The sequence below is a fragment of the Brevundimonas sp. genome, from assembly GCF_035561115.1.
Taxonomy (GTDB): domain Bacteria; phylum Pseudomonadota; class Alphaproteobacteria; order Caulobacterales; family Caulobacteraceae; genus Brevundimonas.
The window spans coordinates 1-21,098 of sequence record NZ_DATMYH010000068.1; the positions used below are offsets into that span (position 1 = coordinate 1).

General features: G+C 69.1%; 23 protein-coding genes and 1 tRNA gene. 6 read left to right on the top strand and 18 right to left on the bottom strand.

Annotation, left to right across the window (positions count from 1 at the left end; genetic code table 11):
* The 5 genes from VN378_RS08830 to rpsT all read right to left on the bottom strand — a co-directional run.
* A partial coding sequence (locus tag VN378_RS08830; protein ID WP_325742975.1) for an AAA family ATPase occupies nucleotides 1-939 on the bottom strand: 939 nt, incomplete at its 3' end.
* Between the two features lie 68 nt (nucleotides 940-1,007).
* Entirely contained in the window at nucleotides 1,008-1,292 is a 285-nt protein-coding gene (locus tag VN378_RS08835) for a GIY-YIG nuclease family protein (protein ID WP_325742977.1), read from the bottom strand.
* Nucleotides 1,293-1,363: 71 nt separating this feature from the next.
* The gene (gene dnaN, locus VN378_RS08840) at nucleotides 1,364-2,482 is read right to left on the bottom strand and encodes a DNA polymerase III subunit beta (RefSeq protein ID WP_325742979.1); all 1,119 of its coding nucleotides are present in this window, start codon (nucleotides 2,480-2,482) and stop codon (nucleotides 1,364-1,366) included.
* Nucleotides 2,483-2,689: 207 nt separating this feature from the next.
* The gene (gene dnaA, locus VN378_RS08845) at nucleotides 2,690-4,141 is read right to left on the bottom strand and encodes a chromosomal replication initiator protein DnaA (RefSeq protein WP_414642233.1); all 1,452 of its coding nucleotides are present in this window, start codon (nucleotides 4,139-4,141) and stop codon (nucleotides 2,690-2,692) included.
* A gap of 440 nt (nucleotides 4,142-4,581) precedes the next feature.
* Nucleotides 4,582-4,851, bottom strand: a complete 270-nt coding sequence (rpsT, locus tag VN378_RS08850) for a 30S ribosomal protein S20 (RefSeq protein WP_325742983.1) — start codon at nucleotides 4,849-4,851, stop codon at nucleotides 4,582-4,584.
* Nucleotides 4,852-5,062: 211 nt separating this feature from the next.
* Here rpsT and VN378_RS08855 point away from each other — a divergent pair, with 211 nt between their 5' ends.
* The gene (locus VN378_RS08855) at nucleotides 5,063-5,449 is read left to right on the top strand and encodes a BlaI/MecI/CopY family transcriptional regulator (RefSeq protein ID WP_325742985.1); all 387 of its coding nucleotides are present in this window, start codon (nucleotides 5,063-5,065) and stop codon (nucleotides 5,447-5,449) included.
* Nucleotides 5,449-7,584, top strand: coding sequence for a M56 family metallopeptidase (locus VN378_RS08860; RefSeq protein ID WP_325742987.1), 2,136 nt, complete (start codon nucleotides 5,449-5,451; stop codon nucleotides 7,582-7,584). Before VN378_RS08855 ends, VN378_RS08860 begins: the two co-directional genes overlap by 1 nt.
* A gap of 9 nt (nucleotides 7,585-7,593) precedes the next feature.
* Here the strand turns inward: VN378_RS08860 and VN378_RS08865 are convergent, their stop codons facing one another.
* From VN378_RS08865 to VN378_RS08895, 7 genes are all read right to left on the bottom strand, one after another.
* Nucleotides 7,594-8,382, bottom strand: a complete 789-nt coding sequence (locus VN378_RS08865; protein WP_325742989.1) for an enoyl-CoA hydratase-related protein — start codon at nucleotides 8,380-8,382, stop codon at nucleotides 7,594-7,596.
* 162 nt (nucleotides 8,383-8,544) lie between these two features.
* A complete protein-coding gene (locus VN378_RS08870) occupies nucleotides 8,545-8,691 on the bottom strand; it encodes a hypothetical protein (RefSeq protein ID WP_325742991.1) in 147 nt (48 codons plus the stop codon).
* Complete coding sequence (locus VN378_RS08875; protein WP_325742993.1) at nucleotides 8,688-9,230, bottom strand: DUF3828 domain-containing protein; 543 nt, start codon at nucleotides 9,228-9,230, stop codon at nucleotides 8,688-8,690. The genes VN378_RS08870 and VN378_RS08875 overlap by 4 nt, the downstream gene beginning before the upstream one ends.
* A 33-nt stretch (nucleotides 9,231-9,263) precedes the next feature.
* Entirely contained in the window at nucleotides 9,264-9,803 is a 540-nt protein-coding gene (locus VN378_RS08880; protein ID WP_325742995.1) for a DUF1697 domain-containing protein, read from the bottom strand.
* Nucleotides 9,800-10,354 carry a DUF1697 domain-containing protein gene (locus tag VN378_RS08885; RefSeq protein ID WP_325742997.1) on the bottom strand — a complete coding sequence of 185 codons (555 nt, stop codon included), beginning with the start codon at nucleotides 10,352-10,354 and terminating at the stop codon, nucleotides 9,800-9,802. The genes VN378_RS08880 and VN378_RS08885 overlap by 4 nt, the downstream gene beginning before the upstream one ends.
* Before the next feature lie 2 nt (nucleotides 10,355-10,356).
* Complete coding sequence (gene mutM / locus VN378_RS08890; protein WP_325742999.1) at nucleotides 10,357-11,220, bottom strand: bifunctional DNA-formamidopyrimidine glycosylase/DNA-(apurinic or apyrimidinic site) lyase; 864 nt, start codon at nucleotides 11,218-11,220, stop codon at nucleotides 10,357-10,359.
* Nucleotides 11,221-11,223: 3 nt separating this feature from the next.
* A complete protein-coding gene (locus VN378_RS08895) occupies nucleotides 11,224-12,513 on the bottom strand; it encodes a hypothetical protein (protein WP_325743000.1) in 1,290 nt (429 codons plus the stop codon).
* A gap of 170 nt (nucleotides 12,514-12,683) precedes the next feature.
* On the opposite strand from VN378_RS08895, the gene VN378_RS08900 reads away from it, so the two are divergent.
* Nucleotides 12,684-12,760: transfer RNA gene (locus VN378_RS08900), tRNA-Arg, on the top strand.
* Between the two features lie 21 nt (nucleotides 12,761-12,781).
* Here the strand turns inward: VN378_RS08900 and rarD are convergent.
* On the bottom strand, nucleotides 12,782-13,702 hold the full coding sequence (rarD, locus tag VN378_RS08905; RefSeq protein ID WP_325743002.1) for an EamA family transporter RarD: 921 nt from the start codon (nucleotides 13,700-13,702) through the stop codon (nucleotides 12,782-12,784).
* A 153-nt stretch (nucleotides 13,703-13,855) separates the two neighbouring features.
* On the bottom strand, nucleotides 13,856-14,902 hold the full coding sequence (locus tag VN378_RS08910) for an aspartate-semialdehyde dehydrogenase (RefSeq protein WP_325743004.1): 1,047 nt from the start codon (nucleotides 14,900-14,902) through the stop codon (nucleotides 13,856-13,858).
* A 169-nt stretch (nucleotides 14,903-15,071) separates the two neighbouring features.
* Here VN378_RS08910 and zapE point away from each other — a divergent pair, with 169 nt between their 5' ends.
* Both zapE and VN378_RS08920 read left to right on the top strand, forming a co-directional pair.
* On the top strand, nucleotides 15,072-16,184 hold the full coding sequence (gene zapE / locus VN378_RS08915) for a cell division protein ZapE (RefSeq protein ID WP_325743006.1): 1,113 nt from the start codon (nucleotides 15,072-15,074) through the stop codon (nucleotides 16,182-16,184).
* A 62-nt stretch (nucleotides 16,185-16,246) separates the two neighbouring features.
* A complete protein-coding gene (locus tag VN378_RS08920) occupies nucleotides 16,247-16,768 on the top strand; it encodes a YbjN domain-containing protein (RefSeq protein ID WP_325743008.1) in 522 nt (173 codons plus the stop codon).
* Between the two features lie 228 nt (nucleotides 16,769-16,996).
* Here the strand turns inward: VN378_RS08920 and VN378_RS08925 are convergent, their stop codons facing one another.
* The 3 genes from VN378_RS08925 to mdh form a co-directional block, all read right to left on the bottom strand.
* Nucleotides 16,997-17,470 carry an SRPBCC family protein gene (locus VN378_RS08925; RefSeq protein ID WP_325743010.1) on the bottom strand — a complete coding sequence of 158 codons (474 nt, stop codon included), beginning with the start codon at nucleotides 17,468-17,470 and terminating at the stop codon, nucleotides 16,997-16,999.
* The gene (locus VN378_RS08930; RefSeq protein ID WP_325743091.1) at nucleotides 17,467-17,814 is read right to left on the bottom strand and encodes an ArsR/SmtB family transcription factor; all 348 of its coding nucleotides are present in this window, start codon (nucleotides 17,812-17,814) and stop codon (nucleotides 17,467-17,469) included. Before VN378_RS08930 ends, VN378_RS08925 begins: the two co-directional genes overlap by 4 nt.
* A 182-nt stretch (nucleotides 17,815-17,996) precedes the next feature.
* Nucleotides 17,997-18,959 (bottom strand): malate dehydrogenase, encoded by a 963-nt coding sequence (mdh, locus tag VN378_RS08935; RefSeq protein WP_325743012.1) that lies wholly within the window; start codon nucleotides 18,957-18,959, stop codon nucleotides 17,997-17,999.
* Nucleotides 18,960-19,068: 109 nt separating this feature from the next.
* Here mdh and VN378_RS08940 point away from each other — a divergent pair, with 109 nt between their 5' ends.
* On the top strand, nucleotides 19,069-19,848 hold the full coding sequence (locus VN378_RS08940; RefSeq protein ID WP_325743014.1) for an EcsC family protein: 780 nt from the start codon (nucleotides 19,069-19,071) through the stop codon (nucleotides 19,846-19,848).
* On the opposite strand, the gene VN378_RS08945 is transcribed toward VN378_RS08940, so the two are convergent.
* A complete protein-coding gene (locus tag VN378_RS08945) occupies nucleotides 19,845-21,059 on the bottom strand; it encodes a glycosyltransferase (protein ID WP_325743016.1) in 1,215 nt (404 codons plus the stop codon). The genes VN378_RS08940 and VN378_RS08945 overlap by 4 nt on opposite strands.
* Nucleotides 21,060-21,098 lie beyond the last annotated feature (39 nt).

Here is a 21,098-nt window from a genome sequence, read left to right on the forward strand (position 1 = left end):
GGGTTGATCCGCGAGGCGGGTGATCTGGGCGAGGATCAGGTTGAGGACCAGCGCCTTCTGCTCGCCGGAGGAGCCCTCGGCGGCGGGGCGGTTTTTCTCGCGGTGCAGGGCGGTCAGGTCGGAGCGGTGCGGGCCATACAGGGAGCGGCCGGCGGCGGCGTCGCGGGCGCGGGAGCGGGCCATGCCTTCGCGGATGACGGCGGCGATGGCGGCCTCGTCCGCGGCGGATGCGGCCAGCGTCTCGGCCTCGCCGGTCAGGCCGAGGTCGGCCTGGGGGAAGGGCCGGTCGGACCGGGCGTCGATGGCGGACTGGAGGGTGGTCAGGGCGGCGGCGCGGGCGAGGGCGGCGGCGGCCCCCGCCTCGCCCAGCCGGATCTCCAGGGCGTCGAGCCACAGGGGGTCGGCGGCCCGGCCCTCGGCGCCTTCGGTCAGCAGGCGCAAACGTTCGCGCAGGGCCTTCTCATAGGCCGAGACAGAGGCGGCGTGGGCGGGGTCCGCGGCGAAGACCAGCCGGTCGAAGAAGCGCAGCCGGGCGGCGCGGGCGTCCGAGAACAGCCGGTCCTGCTCGGGCGTGGCCCAGACCGGGCGCAGATGGTCGAGCAGGCGGCCGGGCTGGGCCGTCTCGCCGTCGATGCGGACGATGCGGCGGGCGGCGCCGGCGGACTGGACGCCGGTGCCCAGTCTGGTCTCGCCGTCGCCGTCGGTCAGGACGGCGGCGACGGCCCAGGCCCGGCCGCTCGCCTCGCCCGGTTCGCGCCGACCCATCTCGGGCGCCGCAGCCCCGCGCAGTCCCTTGCCGGGGGTGAACAGGCTGAGGGCCTCGAGCAGATTGGTCTTGCCCGCCCCGTTCGGCCCGTGAAGCACCACCGACCCCTCCGCGAGGGGCAGGGTGGCGCTCGCATAGGAGCGGAAGTCGGTGAGGGTGAGGGTCGTGATCAAGATCGCGAAAAAATCCGTTCATCCCGGCGAAAGCCGGGACCCAGTTCTTTCGCAGGAACACCGGCGGTTCAGAAGAGCGTTTCGAACAGATCGTTCCAGCCGGGATTGGTCCGCTCGATCAGTTCCAGCTTCCACGCCCGCTTCCATTCCTTGATCCGGCGCTCGCGGCGGAAGGCGGCCTCACGGCTGTCATGCCATTCGTACCAGACGAGGATGGTCGCGCCGTGTTTCGACGCAAAGCCGCGCCGGACCTTGTCGCGATGCTCGGCGGTGCGCCGAGCGAGGTCGTCGGTCGAGCCAGTATAGAGCGTCCCGTTCCGACGGCTGGCGACGATGTAGGTGAAGAACGCCAACCGGAACCTCCGTACGTCACGAAAGCACTGGGTCCCGGCTTTCGCCGGGATGAGCGGAATTTTGTGCGCGCCTACACCCGCAGCGGCATCAGCACATACTGGACGCCGGGATCGCCCGGATCGAGCACCAGCGTCGGGCTGGCCGGGTCGGCGAATTTGAAATGAGCCGTCTCGCCGGTGATCTGGCCGGCGACGTCCAGCAGATAGCGGGCGTTGAAGCCGATCTCGAAGGGCTCTTCGGAATAGCCGATCTCGACCTCCTCGACCCCCTGCCCGGCCTCCATGTTACGCACCGTCAGGGTCACGCGATCCAGCTCGAAGGCCAGCTTCACCGAGCGGCTCTTTTCAGCGGAAATGGTGGCGACACGGTCGACGGCCTGGGCGAACAGGGCGTTGTCGATGTCGGCCTGTTTGTCGTTCCCCTTGGGGATCACGCGCATGTAGTCGGGGAAGGCGCCGTCGATGACCTTGGAGGTCAGGGACGCCTGGCCGAATTCGAAGCGGATCTTCTGCGGCGAGACCATCACCTCGACCGGGCCGGAGCCGTCGTCGAGCAGGCGGCGGACCTGGTCGATGGTCTTGCGCGGAACGATGACGCCGGGGCCGCCGGCGGCGCCCTCGGGCGCGGGGGTCTCGGCCAGGGCCAGGCGGTGGCCGTCGGTGGCGACGGCGCGCAGCAGGGGAATGCCGTTCTCGGCCACGGTGTGGAGATACAGGCCATTCAGATAGTAGCGCGTCTCCTCCGTCGAGACCGCGAACCGGGTCTTGTCGATCAGCCGGGCGAGGTCTTCCTTGGGCAGGGTGAAGCGCGTGCCCGAGGTGTCCGTCGACATGACCGGGAAGTCGCCGGCCGGCAGGACCGGCAGGTTGAATTTGGAGCGGCCGGCCTGGACCACCAGACGGGGGTCGTCGCCGTTGTAGGACAGCGACACCTCGGCGCCGTCGGGCAGCTTGCGGACGATCTCGTACAGGGTGTGGGCGGGGGCGGTGATCTGGCCCTCGACGTTCACCTGGGCCTCGGCCTCGTCGACCATCTCCATGTCGAGGTCGGTGGCGGCGAAGCTGAGCTTGTCGCGTCCGGCGCTGAGCAGGACGTTGGACAGGATCGGAATGGTGTTGCGGCGCTCGACGACGCTCTGCACGTGCCCGAGGGCCTTCAGAAGCGCGGATCGTTCGATGGTCAGTTGCATGTCGTCTCGCCCGGGGTGCGGCGACTCAAAGCGTCACCGCGAATAGAGGGCCTTGGACACTAGCGGATTGAGCGGGCGGGGCAAGGAAGGGGGTAGGGAGTAGGGAGTAGGGATTAGGGACGCGGCCACATCGATGTGTGGATAAGCGTCTCCGCCTGTTCCAAGGATTGCCGAGTTCCCTAATTCCTACGCCCTGACTCCTGATCCCTAACCCCTCAGCTTGCGCGTCAGCGTCTCGACATCCCGTGCGATCTGGTCGTCGAGGGCCATCAGTTCCTCGATCTTGCGCACGCCGTGCAGGACCGTGGTGTGGTCGCGCCCGCCGAAGCGCCGGCCGATGTCGGGATAGGACCGGGTCGTGTGCTGTTTGCACAGCCACATGGCGATCTGACGCGGGCGGGCCACAGCGCGGGTGCGGCGCTCGCTGAGCAGATCGGCCTGTTTCAGAGAGAAATGGTCGGCGACGGTCTTCTGGATTTCATCGACGGTGATGCGGCGCTCGGGCCCGCCGCGCAGGGCCGAGCCGAGCAGGGCCTGGGTCTCGTCGACGCTCAGCGAGGACAGGCGGGCGCCGGCGACGGCGGCCAGGGTGTTCACCGCGCCCTCCAGCTCGCGCATCGAGCCGGGGGTGCGGTCGACGAGGTGTTCCAGCACCTCGGCCTGGGCCTCGCCCGAGACGACGCCGAGCCGGGCGAGAGCCTCGATGCGGTTGCGGGCCACGGCCAACTTGAGGGCGCGGTCGGCCGGCTCGACCGGGCAGGTCAGGCCCGAGGCCAGATGGCTGCGCAGGCGCGGCTCGACCTCGGTCAGGGCCATGGGCGGGCGGTCGGCGGAGATGACGATCTTCTTGCCGTCCTCGATCAGGGCCGTCAGCGTCGACAGCAGCTCCTCCTGGGTCGAGGTCTTGCCGCCGACGAACTGGACGTCGTCGATCAGCAGCATGTCGGCGCTGCGCAGGCTGTCCTTGAAGGCCGCGGTCGAGCGGTCCTGCATGGCGCGCACGAAGGTCGACAGGAAGCGTTCGGCGGTCAGATAGACCACCTTCGCGTCGGGGCGCAGGCGCTGGGCCTCCCAGGCGATGGCGTTGAGCAGGTGGGTCTTGCCGTAGCCGTAGGGGCCGCAGAAGAAGATCGGGTTGAAATGGCCGTCGGCCCAGGCGGCGGCCTGGCGGGCGATGGCCAGGGCGAAGGCGTTGCCCTGCCCTTCCACGAAGCTGTCGAAGGTCAGCCGCTCCTGCAGGCCGGCGGCGCGCACGGCGCGGGCGCCGTCGGCGACCGGCGGCACGGTGGCCATGGGAATGGGAATGGGCTGGAGCGGGATGACGGCGGCGCCCTCGGCGCGGCCGGCGGCGACCTGGGAGGCCGAGGGGGTCGAGCCCATCTCGGCGCGGCAGCGCACGTCGAGGCGGCGCGACAGGCCGTCCAGACCGAGCCACAGCTCATTCATGCGGCGCAGGGCGTTCTTGCGCACCCAGTCGCGGGCGTAGGCGGTCGGCGTGACCAGGATCAGCTGGCCCGAACCGTCGGCGCGGACGGCCGACGGCGCGATATAGGAGCTGAACGGCCCCTCGCCGATTTCCGTGCGAAGACGGCCCGCCGCCTCGGTCCAGATACGATCCGGATCCGTCATCCCCGCCATTCCAGCGCTCCCCGTAAACATCAGCCACCCGCTCAAACCATCACCGCCGACCCTCTTCGAGACCGCCTGGAACCGGGACGACTTCTCCTGTCCCGCGTGGCGATGGCGCCGCGCGGGTGGGGTCGAACTCTTGAACAGGCGTCTCACGCCGACACGAAAACAGGTTCCGCGCCGTCTTCATCCGTGTGGGGATGGAAGTGCGTCAGCGCCCCAAACTTACGCCCGGCGAGGGGGGCGTCAACGCTGATTCGCGACTCGATTTGCACTTAAAATTGTTGACTCCGCTAAAGCCAAACACAGTCAACGAAAAACCGTATTTCGCCACAGGCGCGAGAGCCAATTCACGCCTGAGCGGTTAGCCGCACACGTGCAAACGGCGAGGAAGCGTTCGCGCCCTCGCCGTTGATATCGCTGGTATTTACCATGACAGGCCTGTGAAAGGCCGTCAGCAGGCCCCTATGTCAGGCAGCCGACATTTTCTTGAGCTGGGCGGCCAGACGGCCGACCTTGCGCGAGCCGGTGTTCTTGTGAACCACGCCCTTGGAAACCGCGCGCATCAGCTCGGACTGAGCCTCTACGAAGGCGGTCTTCGCCGCGCCGGCGTCGCCGCCGACGACGGCTTCCTGGAATTTGCGCAGGAAGGTGCGGACGCGCGTACGGCGCGCCTTGTTCACTTCGGTGCGGGCAGCGATCTTGCGGATCGCTTTCTTGGCGCCGGCATTGTTGGCCATCAGTCAAACCTTACGAACGGAAACGCCGCGGAGCACGGTCCACGGCGGGGAAATCTCGAAGAGCGCGCGGCTATAGCGGAAAGGGGTTGGGGAGGCAAGGCGAGTCTGGACCGCGCTTGCCGCCATGCTTCGACGGGCGGTCACAACGACAGTTGACGTCTATAGGTTACAATTGTAGCGTCCACACGACATTGAGCGTGAGACCTGCATCATGGCCGAACCCACAGCCCCCAGCGAGTCCGAACTGGACGTCCTCAAATGCTTCTGGCGCGACGGCGACCTGTCGGCGCGCGAGGTGCAGGGCCGGATCGCGGGCGATCTGGGGTGGACGTCGTCCACGACGCGGACGGTGCTGGAGCGGATGCGGGCCAAGGGCCTGCTGAGCCGCCGCGACGTGCACGGGATGGCGGTCTATTCGACGGCCCAGCCCAAGGTGGCGGTGATCGGCGGCCTGATGAAACGGCTGGGCGCCCTTCTGGATCTGGACGGACCCCTGCCCGCCGCAGCCTTCTCGGGCAGCCAGATTCTCGACGCGGACGACATCGCCGAACTGGAAGCGGCCCTGGCCGCGCCCGACGCTGACGGGGAGGACCGCTGATGGGCGCGCCCGAACTGCTGGCCCTGTCGCTCGGCCTGTCGATCGTCGTCGCGGCCCTGGGCGGGGTCGGCGGCCGGGTTGTCGAAGGTCTGAGCGCCGATCCCCGGTTGAGGGACCGCGTCTGGGGCGCCGCCCTGATCCTGCCCGCCCTGCCGCCGCTTGCGGTCGCTTCGCTGCTGCTGACGCCTCCGACCGTTCGCGACGTTCCGATAGTCCCCGCCGACACGACACCCTCCCTTATTCCGACTCCGGCGGAGATCGCGGCGAGCACGCCCGCACCCGCATTTTCCTTCGACCCGGTTCTGACGGCCTGGGTCATTCTGGCGATCGCATTCCTGCTCACGGCCGGGCGGCTGGCGGCGCTGGCGCTTCGCGCCCGGAGGCTGGCCCGGATCGTCCGTGAGGCGGAGGCGGCCGACCCGGCTGTGGCGGCCATGGTGGAGAGCGCGGCCCGCGACCTGAACATCCGCGCACCCCGGGTCGGCGTCAGCGCGACGACCACCGAGGCGCTTCTGGCCTGTCTGGGACGCGCGCGGCTGATCCTGCCCGTCGGCCTGACCGGCGGAGCGGACGCGGTCGCGGCCGAGGCTGTGATCGCCCACGAGTTGGCGCATCTGAGGCGCGGCGACCATCGCGCCCTCTGGCTCGAGGAGGCGCTGCTGGCGCTGCTGGCGGTCAATCCGCTGATGCCGCTGTTGCGCGCCCGGCGCGCCGCCGCCCGGGAAGAGGCGTGCGACGCCCTGGCCCTGTCGGGGGCCGCGCCTGAAACCAGACGCGCCTACGCCCGGTCCCTGATCGAAGCCTTGCGGGACCGCGCCGGTCCGCAGGTTTCCGGCGACCTGCCGGCCCTGACTTTCACCGGCGCGGGAAGGACCACCACCATGCACCGCCTTAAAGCCGTCCTGAATCCGGTCGCTCCGGCCGGTCGCCGCGACCGCCTGTCCGCCACTGTCGCGGGCTGCATCCTCCTGGGGGTCGCCACGGGCGGCTCGGTGGCGGTCGCCGCACAACGTGAACCCACGACGCGGTTCGTCGAAGCTTCCGATGGCGTCTCCACCACCGACATGGAGCGAACAGGGCGCCCTGCCCCGCAGGCGGAGGAGCGGTCGCTCCCCGCGCGCTCAACGCGCGTTTCGCTGAGGATCCAGTATCCGGAGAACTACCAGGCCAGGGCCGGCGACCAGCTGGAGGTCCGCTTTGTGCGGCGCCTGGGAGAGGCGGTTCACCGCCGCGTCGTGAGCTTTGACCTGTCGCCCAACGTCCCGCTCGATGAAGTGTCGGCCGAGCTCGATCCGATCTATTTCACTGAAGGCCATTCGCCCGACCTCGTGGCGCAACTCGTTGCGCGTGACGGGGAGATCCTGAGTCGCCAGGCGGCGCAGCCGCGGCCGATGCTGGTGCGCGGCGACAGGGGCGAGGCCTTCGGCTGGCTGGTCTTCGAGGGCGCGGTCTCCGCGCCGCGGCAGGAGCCGGAGAACCGATATCGCCGGGTTTCCGCCGCGCGCTATCAGTCGCTGTGCGCCTCGCGGGACCCCGGCGATCAAGGATTGTGTGCGGGCGTGATGTTCGCCCAGCTCGAAAACGCACCCGGAAACGGTTTCTGTCCGCCGGCCAGTCTGGAACAGGGTGATGAGGCCGCCCGGCGCGCCGCTCTCGGAGCCCTGGTCGCGCGCGGCAAGGCCGAGATCGCACGCGGACCGGTCCGTGCGGGCGACACCGCGTCCAGTCTGGCGCTGACCGCACTGGTCCGGGCCTATCCCTGCGGGACCGGCCGGGCGGAGGCGGCTGCCCCGGACGTGGTCGTGGAGATGCCGGTCGAACTGGCGCTGGGCGGCGCGAACATCGGCCCCGGCGACGAGGTGCGCGTCGCCCTCGCCGACCGCAGCGGAATCCTGGCTCAAACCTTCGCGCGTGGCTCGGATCGCCGTCGGGCGCGGACTGTAAGCATTCCGCTGACCGCCGACCAGTTCCCGGGCCTGGGCGAAGGCAACCGGTCCTATACGCTGACGGGCGAGGTCCGGGATTCGCAGGGCGTCATCCGCCATGTCGCCAATCCTGTCATTGTCCGGCTGGGGCCCGGGTCCCGGGGCAGCGCCGGGGACATGCGCACAACGCTGTACTTCAGCCCCGCCTAGGCGGGACGCCTACCGCCCGGTAAACACCGGCTTCCGCTTCTCCACGAAGGCCGCCATCCCCTCCTTCTGGTCCTCAAAGGCGAACAGGCTGTGGAACAGGCGGCGTTCGAACTGGACGCCCTGGGTCAGGGTGGTCTCGAGGGCGGCGTTGACCATCTCCTTGTTGGCCATGACGGCCAGCGGGCTTTGCGAGGCGATCTTCGCGGCGATCTTGCGGACCTCGTCCAGCAGGGTCTCATGCGGGACGACGCGGCTGGCGAGGCCGGACGTCAGGGCCTCGGCGGCGTCCATCATCCGTGCGGTCAGGACCATGTCCATGGCCCTGGACTTGCCGACCAGTCGGGTCAGGCGCTGGGAGCCGCCGATGCCGGGGGCGACGCCGAGGTTGATCTCGGGCTGGCCGAATTTGGCCTTGTCCGAGGCGACGATGAAGTCGCACAGCATGGCCAGCTCGCAGCCGCCGCCCAGGGCGAAGCCGTTGACCGCGGCGATGACCGGCTTGCGGAAGCGGACGATGCGATCGTGGCCGAGGGCGAAGAAATTGGCCTTGTACATGTCGGCGTAGGACTGGTCCGACATCTCCTTGATGTCCGCGCCGGCGGCGAAGGCCTTGTCGCCCGAGCCGGTCAGGATCAGGCAACGCACCGCGTCGTCATGCTCGACCGTGTCGAGAAAGGCGGCCAGATCCTTGAAGAGTTGGGAGTTGAGGGCGTTCAGCGCCTCGGGCCGGTTCAGGGTCACCACCGCATAGCCGTCGGCGTGGCGTTCGATGAGCAGGGTGGAATAGCTGTCGGCCATGGGGTGCGCTCCGCGTGTTCGCGGCTGGTCTAGCGCCTCACGCCTTCCACTGGAACACCTCGGTGATCTCCACGCCGAAGACCTCGGCGATGCGGAAGGCGGCCTCGAGGCCGGGCGAGTATGGACATTGTGTCTTTGACAAACCGGCGCACAGCCCGCCGACTAGAGCCTTGCCGCTATCGTCCAGATGATGAGGACGACGAGGATGACGCCCACGACCTTGTACATCACCCACACCTCGGGTTCGATCTTCGTGTCCTTGACCAGCTTGACGGCCCACCGAGGCCGGAAGTTGGAGGGTTCGGTCACGACTTCGCCTCAGGAGCCGCCTTCGCTTCGGCGATCCACGCAGTCAGGCGCTGAAGCATCGGCTCGTACGGAAACTGTCCCATGAACTCGTAGTGCTGGTCGTCGATGCGCCACTGGCCGTCCTCGAGGACGAGGTTGTAGGTCTTGCGGTGGACCGGGTTGCCCGGCTCGGCGAAGCCCTGGGCGACGGCCACGTCCGCGCTTTGCGGCCCGGTCGAGGTCGCGGTCGCCGACTGCAGGACCGGCGTGCCGTCCTGACAGTCGCAGATCGGGTCGGCCTCGAAGAAGCCGACGTCGCCTTCGGGCGTCAGCCGGTCGCTCTCGGCCAGCAGGGCCCGGGTGCGGGCCGACCAGATCGCGCTTTCGTCGCCGCCCGGATACTCGTCCTCGCTGTAGAGCGACCGCACGAACCCTTCCGGCGTCTGGCCGGCCGGAGTCGCGGCGACGGCGGTCGCCCGGGGCGCTTCGGAAGGTTCCGCGGCCGGCGAACAGGCGGCCAGCGCCAGGGCGGCGGCGGTCAGCATCAGGGGCTTGCGCATGATCGTCCTGTGGTTGGGCCGGCGGGAGCCGTCCTAGGCCTCAAGCCCTACCATATCCGCGAGTTTGAGAACGGTGTTCCAGTTGCGGCCGGTGCCCATGCCCAGCATGCGCGGCGTGGCCTTTTTGAAGATCTCGGACTGGCCCTGACCGTCGGGAAACCAGAAGAACAGGACGTCGTCCACGGCCTCGACGCGTTCGCCATTGCGGGCGAGGGCCTGGGCCGCCTCCAGCCCGCCGGGCCTGATCCCCTCCTTCATCACCATGGCGACGACCTTGGCGGGGTGGGCGGCGGCCTCCTTCGGGAAGGGGTTGGCGGCGATCAGCCTGGCCCACTGGTCGGGGGTGCGGACCATGGCGGCGACCTTGAGGCCAAAGGTCTTTTCCATGGCGGCTTCGATGTCGGCCTCGAGGGCGGCGGCGGCCTTGCCGCTTTCGACGACCAGATTGCCGCTGGCGGCGAGGGTGCGCGGGTTTTTCAGCCCCATGGCCTCGGCCATCGCCCGCTGCTCGCCGACGGGCGCGCGGACGCCGCCGGTGTTCATGCCGCGGAACAGGATGATGCGGTGGATCATGCGGCCTCCATTTCGTCGAGCGCGGCGGTGATCTTCTGCGCGGTGTTCCAGTTGCGGTTGGTCCCGACGGCGTCCAGAGACTTCAGGCCGAACCCGGCCGGCAGCTTTGAGGTGTTCGGGTCGTCGCCGCCGAACCACATATAGATGTCGCCGGATGTCGTGCGCTCCACCGCCTCGTCGGCGGCCGCGCGGCGGCGCAGCTGATCGAGGCCGCTGTCGGGCAGGGGGTCGCGCATGGCCCAGACGAGGACGCGCGCGGGCGAGGTCTCCGACCGGTCGGCAAAGGGATTGGCCTTCATCAGGGCGCGCCACTGGTCGGCCGTCTTGACGATCATTTCGGTGGGTTGGCCGTACAAGTCGGCGCAGGCGGCCTCGAGCTCGCGCTGGAGCGTCGCCGGCGCCTTGCGCGATCTGAACAGCAGATTGCCGGTGGCGCCGACCGAGCGCACGTCCGTCCCGCCGACGGCTGCGGCCAGTCCCCTCGCCTCCTCGCCTTTCACCCGGCGGCCGTTGATGACGACGCTGCGCAGGAGGGCGATGTGGATCGGCATGGTCAGCGCTTCTGGCAGGACGGGCACCAGAAGGTCGAACGCCCGCCCTGGACGGTGCGCTTGACCACGCCGGTGCAGCTGGCGCCGAGGCACGGCTTGCCCTCGCGGCCGTAGACGTCGAAGCGGTGCTGGAAATAACCCTGCCCGCCGTCGGCGTTGGCGAAATCCTTCAGCGTCGAACCGCCGGCGGCGATGGCGTCGTTGAGCACGTCGCGGACCACCGCGGCGAGGGTTTCGAGCCGGGGCTTTGACACCTTGCCCGCCGGGGTCAGGGGCGAGATGCGGGCGCGGTACAGGGCCTCGCAGACATAGATGTTGCCCAGGCCCGCGACGATGCGCTGGTCCAGCAGGCTGACCTTGATGCTCTGCTTCTTGCCCGCGAAGGCCTCGGCCAGATGCGCGCCGGAAAAGCCGTTGCCGAGGGGTTCGGGTCCGAGGCCGGCGAACCATGGATGGGCATCGACCTCGCCAGTCGGGATCAGACCCATGAAGCCGAAGCGGCGCGCGTCGGCGAAGCCGAGGCGGGTGATCGCCCCGCCCTTCACCGCACACAGGCTGACATGCTCGTGCTTGCCCGCGACGGGGGCCGGTTCCTCGAACTCGCCCAGCTGTTCGCCGTCGAGAGTGAAGCGGCCGGTCATGCCCAGGTGGGTGACCCAGGTCTCGCCGGTCGACAGGGGCGCCAGCAGATATTTGGCCCGCCGGTCGATGCGCTCGACCGTCGCCCCTTCCAGCCGGTCGACGAACCGGTCGGGAAAGGGAAGGCGCAGGTCGGGCCGGTTCTGGCGCACGCGGGTCAGGCGCGCCCCGGTCAGGACCGGTTCAAGGCCGCGGCGGACGGTTTCGACCTCGGGAAGCTCGGGCATGGACTACGGCAGCAGGTCGGCGGGCAGGATCTGGCTGGACAACAGGGTCTCCATGCCGTCCCAGCGGTTCGGGCCCTGGCGTTCGACCCAGGCCTGGACCACGTCGCGGCCGAGGCCGTAGTTGATGATGTAGCTGCGGTAGGTGTCGATGAAGCGCAGACGCTGGGCGGCCTTGGCCGGCTCGGCGAGGGTGTATTTCGACAGGCGGGCGATGGTCTCGTCGCGCCCCACCCGTCCCGACAGCCAGTCGTCGGCGATGGTGTATTCGGCGCGCGCCAGACGGCGCTGCAGGACGCCCAGACGGGCCTTCTTCTCCGCCGTGGAGGGGTCCAGACCGGCGAGGGGATAGAGGACATCGCGTTCGAACGCCGTGCCCTCGTCGCCCGGGAAGGCCAGGTCGACGCCGTAGTTGGCGCTGCCCTCGGCCACGAAGGACATGGGGCTGAACAGCGGATAGACGCTCATCTCGACCCAGTTGCGGTCGCGCACGAAGGTCTTTTCCAGCAGGGCGTTGTAGACGTGGTGGCCGGGGTAGCCCTCGTGGCAGCCCAGATCGATCGCCCGCTCGGTATAGATGGGGAAGTCGGCGTTGATCTCGATCCGGCTGGCCGCGTCGCCGAGGTAGTAGTTGTACCCCGACCACGGCTTGTCGCCGACGAAGCTGAGGGTGAACCGCTCATTGGCCGGCAGGTCGATGTGGCGGACGGTGCGGCGGCGGCACTCGGCGATGGCGGCGTCCATCACCGGCTGGAGCCGGTCCTTCGGAATGACGTAGTGCGCCTTGAAGGCCGTGACCCGGTCGGTCAGGGAGCCGGGGCCCGGCAGCAGGGCGTCGATCTCGGCCAGGATCGGATCGTAAGTCGACAGCGGGAGAAGTTCGGGGCGGATGCCGAACAGGGCCCCGGCCTCGTCGGCGAAGCTCATCTTTTCGCCTGACAGCATGCGCAGCCGCGCCGAGGCGGCCGAGACATGGGCCAGCAAATATTTGCGGCGCTGGACGACGACGGGCTCGACGCCGCGGGTCGGGATGGCGTTCAGACGATCGGTCAGGGTCGCGGCGCCCTGGATCAGCTGGGGCACGGTGCGCGGGCTGGCTTTGGCCGCTTCCTGCCATTCGGCGGGCCCGTAATAGGCGTCGACATAGCCCGGCTCGCGCTCGCCGATCTCGAGGATCAGGGCGACATAGTCCCGGGCGATAGCGTCCAGGCTGTCACCGGACGGATCGGCCGCCGGGGCCGGCGCTGTGACGCAGGCGCCCACCAGCATCAGCAGTCCAAGCAGAAAGGCGCGCATCGGGACCTCCATCGGCGAAGCGGGCGCACGCTAGATCACGGCGGGCCGGGCCGGAACCGTGTAAATCGTCCGGGACGGCTTTGGTTCGGGACGGGCGCATCGGCGCGCATTCGGGATTGAGGGCGGCGCGGTCCTGCTGTAAGGCCCTTCGTCCGGCGTTTCGCGCCGACGCACCCGTAGCTCAGCTGGATAGAGTACTGCCCTCCGAAGGCAGGGGTCACAGGTTCGAATCCTGTCGGGTGCGCCAGCGAAACCAGCCTCCGGCCCGTCAGGCCGGCAAGCTGTCCTTCAGGGCGCGCCGCGCCGCGCGGTGACGCAGGAGCGCCGCCGCGGCGAAGACCCCCGCGCCGCCCCAGATGAAGGCGAAGCTGACCACGCGCAGGGGCGTCAACGCCTCGCCGGCCCAGACGCCGACCGCGAACTGCAGCGTCGGGGCGAGGAACTGGATGAAGCCGATGGTCGACAGCGGCAGCCGCCGCGCCGACCAGGCGAACAGGGCCAGCGGCAGGACGGTGGCCGGGCCGTTCAGCAGGGCCCAGGCGGTATTGACCGGACTGTCGAAAGCCACGCCGGCGCCGGTGTGCTGCAGCCAGACAACCCAGGCGAGGCCGAACGGGACCAGCAGCAGGCATTCGATCAGCAGGCCGGCCTGGGCGTCGATGGGGACGCGTTTGCGGATCACGCCGTAGCTGGCGAAGCTGAAGGCGAGGATCAGGGAGATCCACGGCGGGCGGCCGAGGGCCAGGGCCTGGAACAGCACGCCCACGGCGGCCAGGCCAATGGCGATCCAGCCCCAGCGGTCGATCTTCTCGCGGAACAGCCACAGCCCCACGACCATGTTGAGCAGGGGGTTGATATAGTAGCCGAGGCTGGCTTCCAGCGTGGCCTCATGGGTCGTGGCCCAGACGTAGACGCCCCAGTTGATCCCGATCAGCAGGGTCGAGGCCGTCAGCCAGCCGAGGGTCTTCGGATTGGTCAGGGCCGCGCGGACCTGACCGCCCTGACCGGCAAGGAAGACCAGCAGGCTCGCGACCGCCACCGCCCACAGGGCGCGATGGGCGAGGATCTCCAGCGCGTCGAAGCCGACCGCGTGCTGGCCCATGAACAGCAGGGGCATGAAGCCCCACATCACATAGCAGCCGAAGGCGGACAGCAGGGCGGCGCGGGAACTGTCGGACGGGGTCGTCATACGTTTCGTCCGTCATCCTCGGGCTTGACCCGAGGATCAGAGGTGGGGCCGACGAGGGTGTCGGGGCGGCCCCGCGAACGAGGGCCGCGCCTGAGACCGGACGGCGGATGGTCCGGCCCTCGGGTCAAGCCCGAGGGTGACGGTGGTGACTGATCAGACCGTGATGCTTCGATACCCCGAGGCCGGTTTGATCATGCCCGTCTCGTCCAGCAGCTGGGCGATCTGGACGGCGTTCAGGGCCGCGCCCTTGCGCAGGTTGTCGGAGACGATCCACAGCGACAGGCCGTTCTCGACGGTCGGGTCCTTGCGGATGCGGCTGACGTAGACGGCGTGCTCGCCGGCGGCGTCGACGGGGGTGATGTAGCCGTCGTGCTCCTGCTTATCGATGACCATGACGCCGGGCGCCTCGCGCAGGATGGCGCGGGCTTCGTCGGGCGAGATGGGGCGGTCGAACTCGAGGTTCACGGACTCGGAGTGGCCGACGAAGACGGGCACGCGCACACAGGTGACGGTCAGCTTGATCGAGGGATCAAGGATCTTGTGCGTCTCCTTCCACATCTTGGCTTCCTCGTCGGTGTAGCCGTCGTCGAGGAAGGACCCGATGTAGGGGATGACGTTGAAGGCGATCTGCTTGGGGAACAGTTTCGGCCGCGCGTCGCCGAGGCCGTAGATGGCCTTGGTCTGGTTCCACAGCTCGTCCATGCCCGCCTTGCCGGCGCCCGAGACCGATTGATAGGTCGAGACCACGGCGCGCTTGATCTTCGCCGCGTCATGCAGGGGCTTGAGGGCCACGACCAGCTGGGCCGTCGAGCAGTTGGGGTTGGCGATGATGTTCTTCTTCTTCGCCAGCTTGATGTCGTCCGGGTTCACCTCGGGCACGATCAGGGGCACGTCCGGGTCCATGCGGAAGGCGGACGAATTGTCGATGACGATGGGACCGGCCGCGCCGATCTTCTCGGACCAGGCGCGCGAGGCGTCGCCGCCGGCGCTCATCAGCACCAGGTCGACGGTCGAGAAATCGAACAGTTCGATGTCCTCGCATTTGATGGTCTTGTCGCCCCAGGAGACCTCGACGCCCTTGGACTTGCGCGAGGCGACGGCGTGCATGGTCTCGACGGGGAAGTTGAGCTCCTCGAGGATGTTCAGCATTTCCCGACCGACGTTGCCGGTGGCGCCTACGACGGCGACGCGATAGCCCATGTTGGTTGTGTCCTTCGGACGCCCTACGCTCGCGACGCGGTCGCTCGCTGCTTGAGGGCAGGTGTTGTGTGGATGTCCGGCGGACCGAACGTAGTTTGCCTATGTGGGCTTTCGCAGGCGCGAAGCAATCGCTTTTCAGCGAGAGCCGGCCCCGCTAAGCCCGAGAACGATGCCCTCACGCATACGCACCGCTTATGACCGTCGTTTGGCCGACGGCCGGCTGACGCCCGATCCGTCGCAGGTTCCGGTGGTCGAGGCCCTGTCGCGGCTGGAGAAGGACCTGCGGAAAAAGGCCCCGCTGGCCGGACTGTTCGGCCAGAACGAGGTTCGCGGCGTCTATCTGTGGGGCCCGCCCGGCCGGGGCAAGTCCATATTGATGGACCTGTTCTTCGCCTGCGCGCCCGAGCCGCGGAAGACCCGGGCCCATTTCCACGCCTTCATGGCCCGGGTGCACGGGCTGATCCGCCAGTGGCGCGAGGGCGATGCAAAGACGCGCAAGCGGGTGTTCGGCCAGTCGAAAGGCGACGATCCCATCAAACCCGTGGCCGATCTGATCGCGGCCGAGGCGCGGCTCCTGTGTTTCGACGAGCTGCAGGTCACCGACATCGCCGACGCCCTGATCCTGGGCCGGCTGTTCGAGGCCCTGTTCGCGCAGAATGTGGTGCTGGCGGTGACGTCCAACCGGGCCCCGGACCAGCTGTATCTGAACGGCGTAAACCGTGAGCTGTTCACCCCGTTCATTGACCTGATCGAGGCGCGCTGCGAGGTGATGTCCGTGGCCGGGGCGCGCGACTGGCGGCTGGACCGGCTGATGGGAGACCGGGTCTGGTTCGCGCCCGCCGACGACGCCAACCGGGCGGCGTTCGACGCCCTGTGGTCCGATCTGAAGGGCGATCAGGACGAATGCCCGGCGCATCTGAAGGTGACGGGACGCGACGTGGTCATCGAACGCACCGACGGCGGGCTTGCTAGGGCGACCTTTGCGGAACTGTGTGCGACGGCGCTGGGGCCGCAGGACTACCTGGCCATCGCCGGCCGGTTCCACACCCTGTTCATCGAGGACGTGCCGGTGCTGGGCCCGGCCAATCATCATGAGGCGCGGCGGTTCGTGACGCTGGTCGACGCGCTCTACGAGGCCGGGACGCGGCTGGTGGCGCTGGCCGAGGCGCCCCCGGAAGCGCTGTACCGCAAAGGTGTCGGAGCCTTCGAATTCGAGCGGACGGTGTCGCGTCTGAACGAAATGTCCGGCGCGGAGTGGCTGGCGCGCGAAAGAACGGCGTAAGGTCGCCGCCACAATTCCGCTGGGCCCGTCGGTCCAGAGTTCGCCGTCCCCGGAGATCCGTCATGCGCCTGCCCGTCCTGTTCGCCGCCCTCGCCCTCGGGGCCGCCTCGCCGGCCTTCGCCCAGACCCCCGCGCCGGCGCCCGCCGCGCCGGTGGCGGCGACCAAGGGGGTCGTCGTGGCCGACGCCCGGACCTGGCTGATCGGACTGGGCGGTTCGGTGGCCGAGCCGGCGGCGGAGGGCGGGGCCCAGACCCTGACGATCGCCGACCAGCCGCTGCCGTGGACCCTGACCTTCTACAACTGCGCCGGCGCCGGCCTGTGCGACGACGTGCAGTTCAGCGCCGTCTTCTCGGGGCCGATCACCGCCGAGCAGATCAACGCCTGGAACCGCGACAACCGCTATCTGAAGGCCTTCTTCGTGCCGGGCGCGACGCCCGAAACGGCCGGCGCCGTGGCCCAGTATGACGTGGTGCTGACCGCGACGGGGACGGAGCAGCTTCAGGAACCCACCGTGATCTGGCTGCAGATGCTGCGCCAGTTCGCGCAGGGGCTGGCGCAGGCGGCGGGTCCGGCGGCTCAATAACTTTCGTCATCCTCCCGCAAGCCGCGTCTTCGCGGCGCAGACCGGGGGACCCAGCGGCGCGCGGGAGCGCGAACCTGCCGCGGACTCAGTCGTCAATCAGCGTGCATGAACAAATCGCCTTCGGCGCCGCTGGGTCCCCCGGTCTCCCTCCGCTTTCGCGGGGGTCGCCGGAGGATGACGATAGAAAAAAAGGCCCCGGAGCGATCCGGGGCCGGTCTCTTCCGACCTTCAGGCCTTGGCGACAAGGCCGGCGAGCAGTTCGTCCAGCTGGGCGAACTGTTCGGCCAACCCTTCCTCCGCCCCGTGGCCGGCCTCGAAGGCTTCCTTCGAGGGGTAGATCTCGTGCACCGTCAGGAACGTCGCGCCGTCCCGGTCCTCGAAGGTCACCGTGGTCACGGCGCCGTCTTCCTCTTCCTCGTTCGTCCAGACGAGACGCGAGGGCGGCGTCACCTCGAGGTATTTGCCAAAGAAGGCGAAGGACGAGGCTTCGTCCTGCCCAAAGGCGAGCCGATAGCCTCCGCCGGTGCGGACATCCATCTCGCACGACAGCAGGGGCACGCCGATCGAGCGGGGCGCCCACCACTGCTTCATCAGCCCGGGCGTGGTCCAGGCCTCGAACACGATGCGCGGCGGGGCGTCGAAGGTACGGGTGACGACGAGCTCCCGGTCGGACGTCCGTTTGATCGTTGTGGGGTTGGTCATTCGGTCTCCTCCTTGCGTTTCAGGTCCTCGACAACCCTGTCCAACGCGTCGAAGCGCGCGGCCCAGACCTGGCGGTAGTTCTCGATCCATGCGGCCTCTTCCTCGAGCCGGCGCAGGCCCAGCCTGCACCGCCGCACGCGCCCGACCTTCTCCGTCGTGACGAACCCGGCATGTTCGAGGACGCCGACGTGCTTCTTCATGCCCGTGAGGGTCATGTGGAATTTGTCGGCCAGCTCGGTGATCGAGGCGTCCGACCGTCCGAGCTGCTCCAGAACGCCGCGTCGGGTGGCGTCCGAAAGCGCGGAGAACGAGGCGTCCAAGCGGGCTGGGGTATACTGAACCATATGGATCAGTATCGGAGCGCCGGGCGGCGGCGTCAAGGGGCGGTCAGGCTGCTGACTGAGCGGACGCGATCTGGCTGCAGGTGCGGCGCGAACGAAAAGGGCCCCGGATTGCTCCGGGGCCCTGACGTTCAGTTGCGGATCGCGCTCACGCAGCGAGCGACCGCGTCGCGAGCGATAGCGCCCTAGGCCAGCGAGCCGTCGATGTCCTTGCAGGCCTGGATCAGGCCGTTCACCGACTCGACCGACTTGGCGAACATGGCTTTTTCCTCGTGGTTGGTGGTGAACTCGACCACCTTCTCGACGCCCGCGGCGCCAATCAGGGCGGGGACGCCGACATAGAGGTTTTTCAGGCCGTATTCGCCCGACAGCCAGACGGCGCAGGGCAGGACGCGCTTCTGGTCCAGCAAATAGCTCTTCGCCATGGCGATGGCGCTCTCGGCCGGGGCGTAGAAGGCCGAGCCGGTCTTGAGCAGGGCGACGATCTCGCCGCCGCCCTTGCGGGTGCGGTCGACGATGGCGTCGAGCTCGGCCTGCGACAGGAAGCCGGCCTTGACCGCATCGGGCAGGGGCAGGCCGCCGATGGTCGAGTGGCGCACCATGGGCACCATGTCGTCGCCGTGGCCGCCCAGGGTCCAGGCGTGGATGTCCTGCACCGAGACGCCGGTCTTTTCAGCGAGGAAATACGCAAAGCGGGCCGAGTCGAGCACGCCGGCCATGCCGACGACCTTCTCCCTCGGCAGGCCCGAGAATTTCTGCAGGGCCCAGACCATGGCGTCGAGCGGGTTGGTGATGCAGATGACGAAGGCGTTGGGGGCGTGGGCCTTGATGCCCTCGCCGACGGCCTTCATGACCTTCAGATTGATGCCGATCAGGTCGTCGCGGCTCATGCCCGGCTTGCGCGGCACGCCGGCGGTGACGATGCAGACGTCGGCGCCCGCGATGTCGGCGTAGTCGTTGGCGCCCTTCAGCGAAACGTCCGTGCCGATGACGGCGGTGGCCTCGGCGATGTCCAGCGCCTTGCCCTGGGGGGTGCCTTCGGCGATGTCGAACAGGATGACGTCGCCCAGCGCTTCGCGCGCAGCCACATGGGCCAGGGTGCCGCCGATCATGCCGGCGCCGATAAGGGCGATCTTCGCGCGAGCCATAGGGTTTCGTCTCCGGGAGGAAGGTGTGCGATGCGGTATCGCTGTCGGCGGCGGTCTAGACCCGCTCGCTTTCGCCTGCAACCGTAACGCCGCGTCACCCGGAACCGTCATGTCCCGCCTGCCTGAAATCGTCGCCGACGGGGACACGCCGCCGGATCTGATCACCGTCGTCGACGAGCGCACGGTGCGCGCCGAGGTCGAGGCGTGGCGCGCGAAGGTGCTGAAGCGTCCCGGGCTGTGGGACAGGGCGACGCGCGGGACCCAGGACCGGATCAACCGCATCATCCCCGAGCGGGTCCACGCCATGGTCACCGCGGGCGTGGAGGCGATGACGAAGGGGATATTGTTCGGCTCGGATCTGGTCACAGCGCGTCCGACCGCAGAGGGATCGCTGGCGGCGCGCGAACTGCGGGCGCGGGCGATGATCCGGACCTATCGCACGACCGCCGGGGTCGAGGGCGGGGTGGCGGGCGCGGGCGGCTTCGTGCTGGCGGCGGCGGACTTTCCGGCCCTGATGGCGATCAAGGTGCGGATGCTGGGCGACGTGGTCGGCGCCTACGGCTGGGGCGGCGACACGGTGCGCGAGCGGTTGTTCGTGCTGCACATCTTTCATCTGGCCTTCGCCAGCGCCAGACGACGGCCCGAGGCGCTGGCCCAGCTGGAGGCGTGGATCGCCGGCGTCGACCAGCCGCAGGCGATCACCGACTACGATTGGCGCAGGTTCCAGATCGAGTATCGGGATTACATCGACCTCGCCAAACTGGCCCAGCTGATCCCCGTCGTCGGCGCGCCGATCGGGGCGGTGGTCAACTGGCGGCTGGTCGACCGGCTGGGCGAGACGGCGATGATGGCCTGCCGGATGCGGTGGCTGGCCGAGGCCGACGCCTAGAGCTCGGCCAGCAACAGCTTGGCGGCCGTCTCCGCCCCGTCGGGCCGGATCGCGCCGGACAGGGCGGTCGCGCGGGCGCGGGTCTCCGGCACGAGCGCGATTTCGAGGGCGGCCGTCAGCGACTCAAGGGTCGGCGTCGGACCCTCGTGCGCGGCGCCGACGCCCAGGCCAGCCACCCGGCCGGCCCAGTAGGGCTGGTCCGCGATCTGGGGCACGATCACCTGCGGCGCGCCCGCACGGGCCGCGGTGGTCGTCGTGCCCGCGCCGCCGTGGTGAACGACGGCGGCGACGCGGCGGAACAGGGCCTGCTGGTTGACGTCTCCGGTCAGGAAGACGTCGCGGCCGTCGTCGAGCGGCGCCGCCTCGACCCAGCCGCGGGCGAGCACGATGCGGCGGCCCGACGCCCGGGCCGCCTCGATCGCGATCCGGGCGGCCTCCCGCGTGGACGGCAGGGCGATACTGCCGAAGCCGACATAGACGGGCGACGCGCCGTCTTCGAGGAAGGCCTCCAGATCGGCGGGCAGCGGCCGCGCGTCCGGCAGGATCCATGCCCCGGTCTGGACCGCGCCGCAGAGGTCTGTCGGCTCCCACGACCACAGAACCGGATCGGACGCCAGAAACGGGCGATCCGTGAAGACGTGGTCGCGGACATTGTCCACCGTCGGCAGACCGATCGAAGCGCGAAGGCCATTTACCGCCTCGCCGAACAGGGCGTTCATGACCCCGATGTTCAGGTCCCACAGCGCCCGCGGATCGGTCACCTCCGGCGGGTGGGGGTGACCGGGGTAGGGATAGGGCCGGTGGTGGTGCGAGGGCAGGAACAGCGGGCAGAAGGTCACGTGGCGGTAGGGAAGGCCCAGCTTTTCGGCCACGCACTGTGCAGCGGCGGCCGAGGGAAGCAGACCGGTGGCCACGATGGCGTCGCAGCCCGCTGCGGCGGCGGCGATCGCTTCATACTGCGCCCCGATCATCCGGGCTGCGTGCTGGGGGATGCCGTCGGCCGGCCGCTGCTTCGCCGCCTCGATCCATTCGCGCACCGGCGTGAAGGTCGGCGCCAGCGGCGCGCCGGCCCGGGCCAGCAGATCGACGAACTCCTGATCCGGCGGCGCGGAAACGATCGCCTCGGCGCCCAGCGCCTGCAGCTGCACGGCGAGGGCCGCCATGGGTTCGACGTCGCCGCGGGACCCGTAGGTCGACAAAAGGATACGCATTCGGGGAGGCCCTCCTTCGCTCAAGGGCTCCGCAGTCTG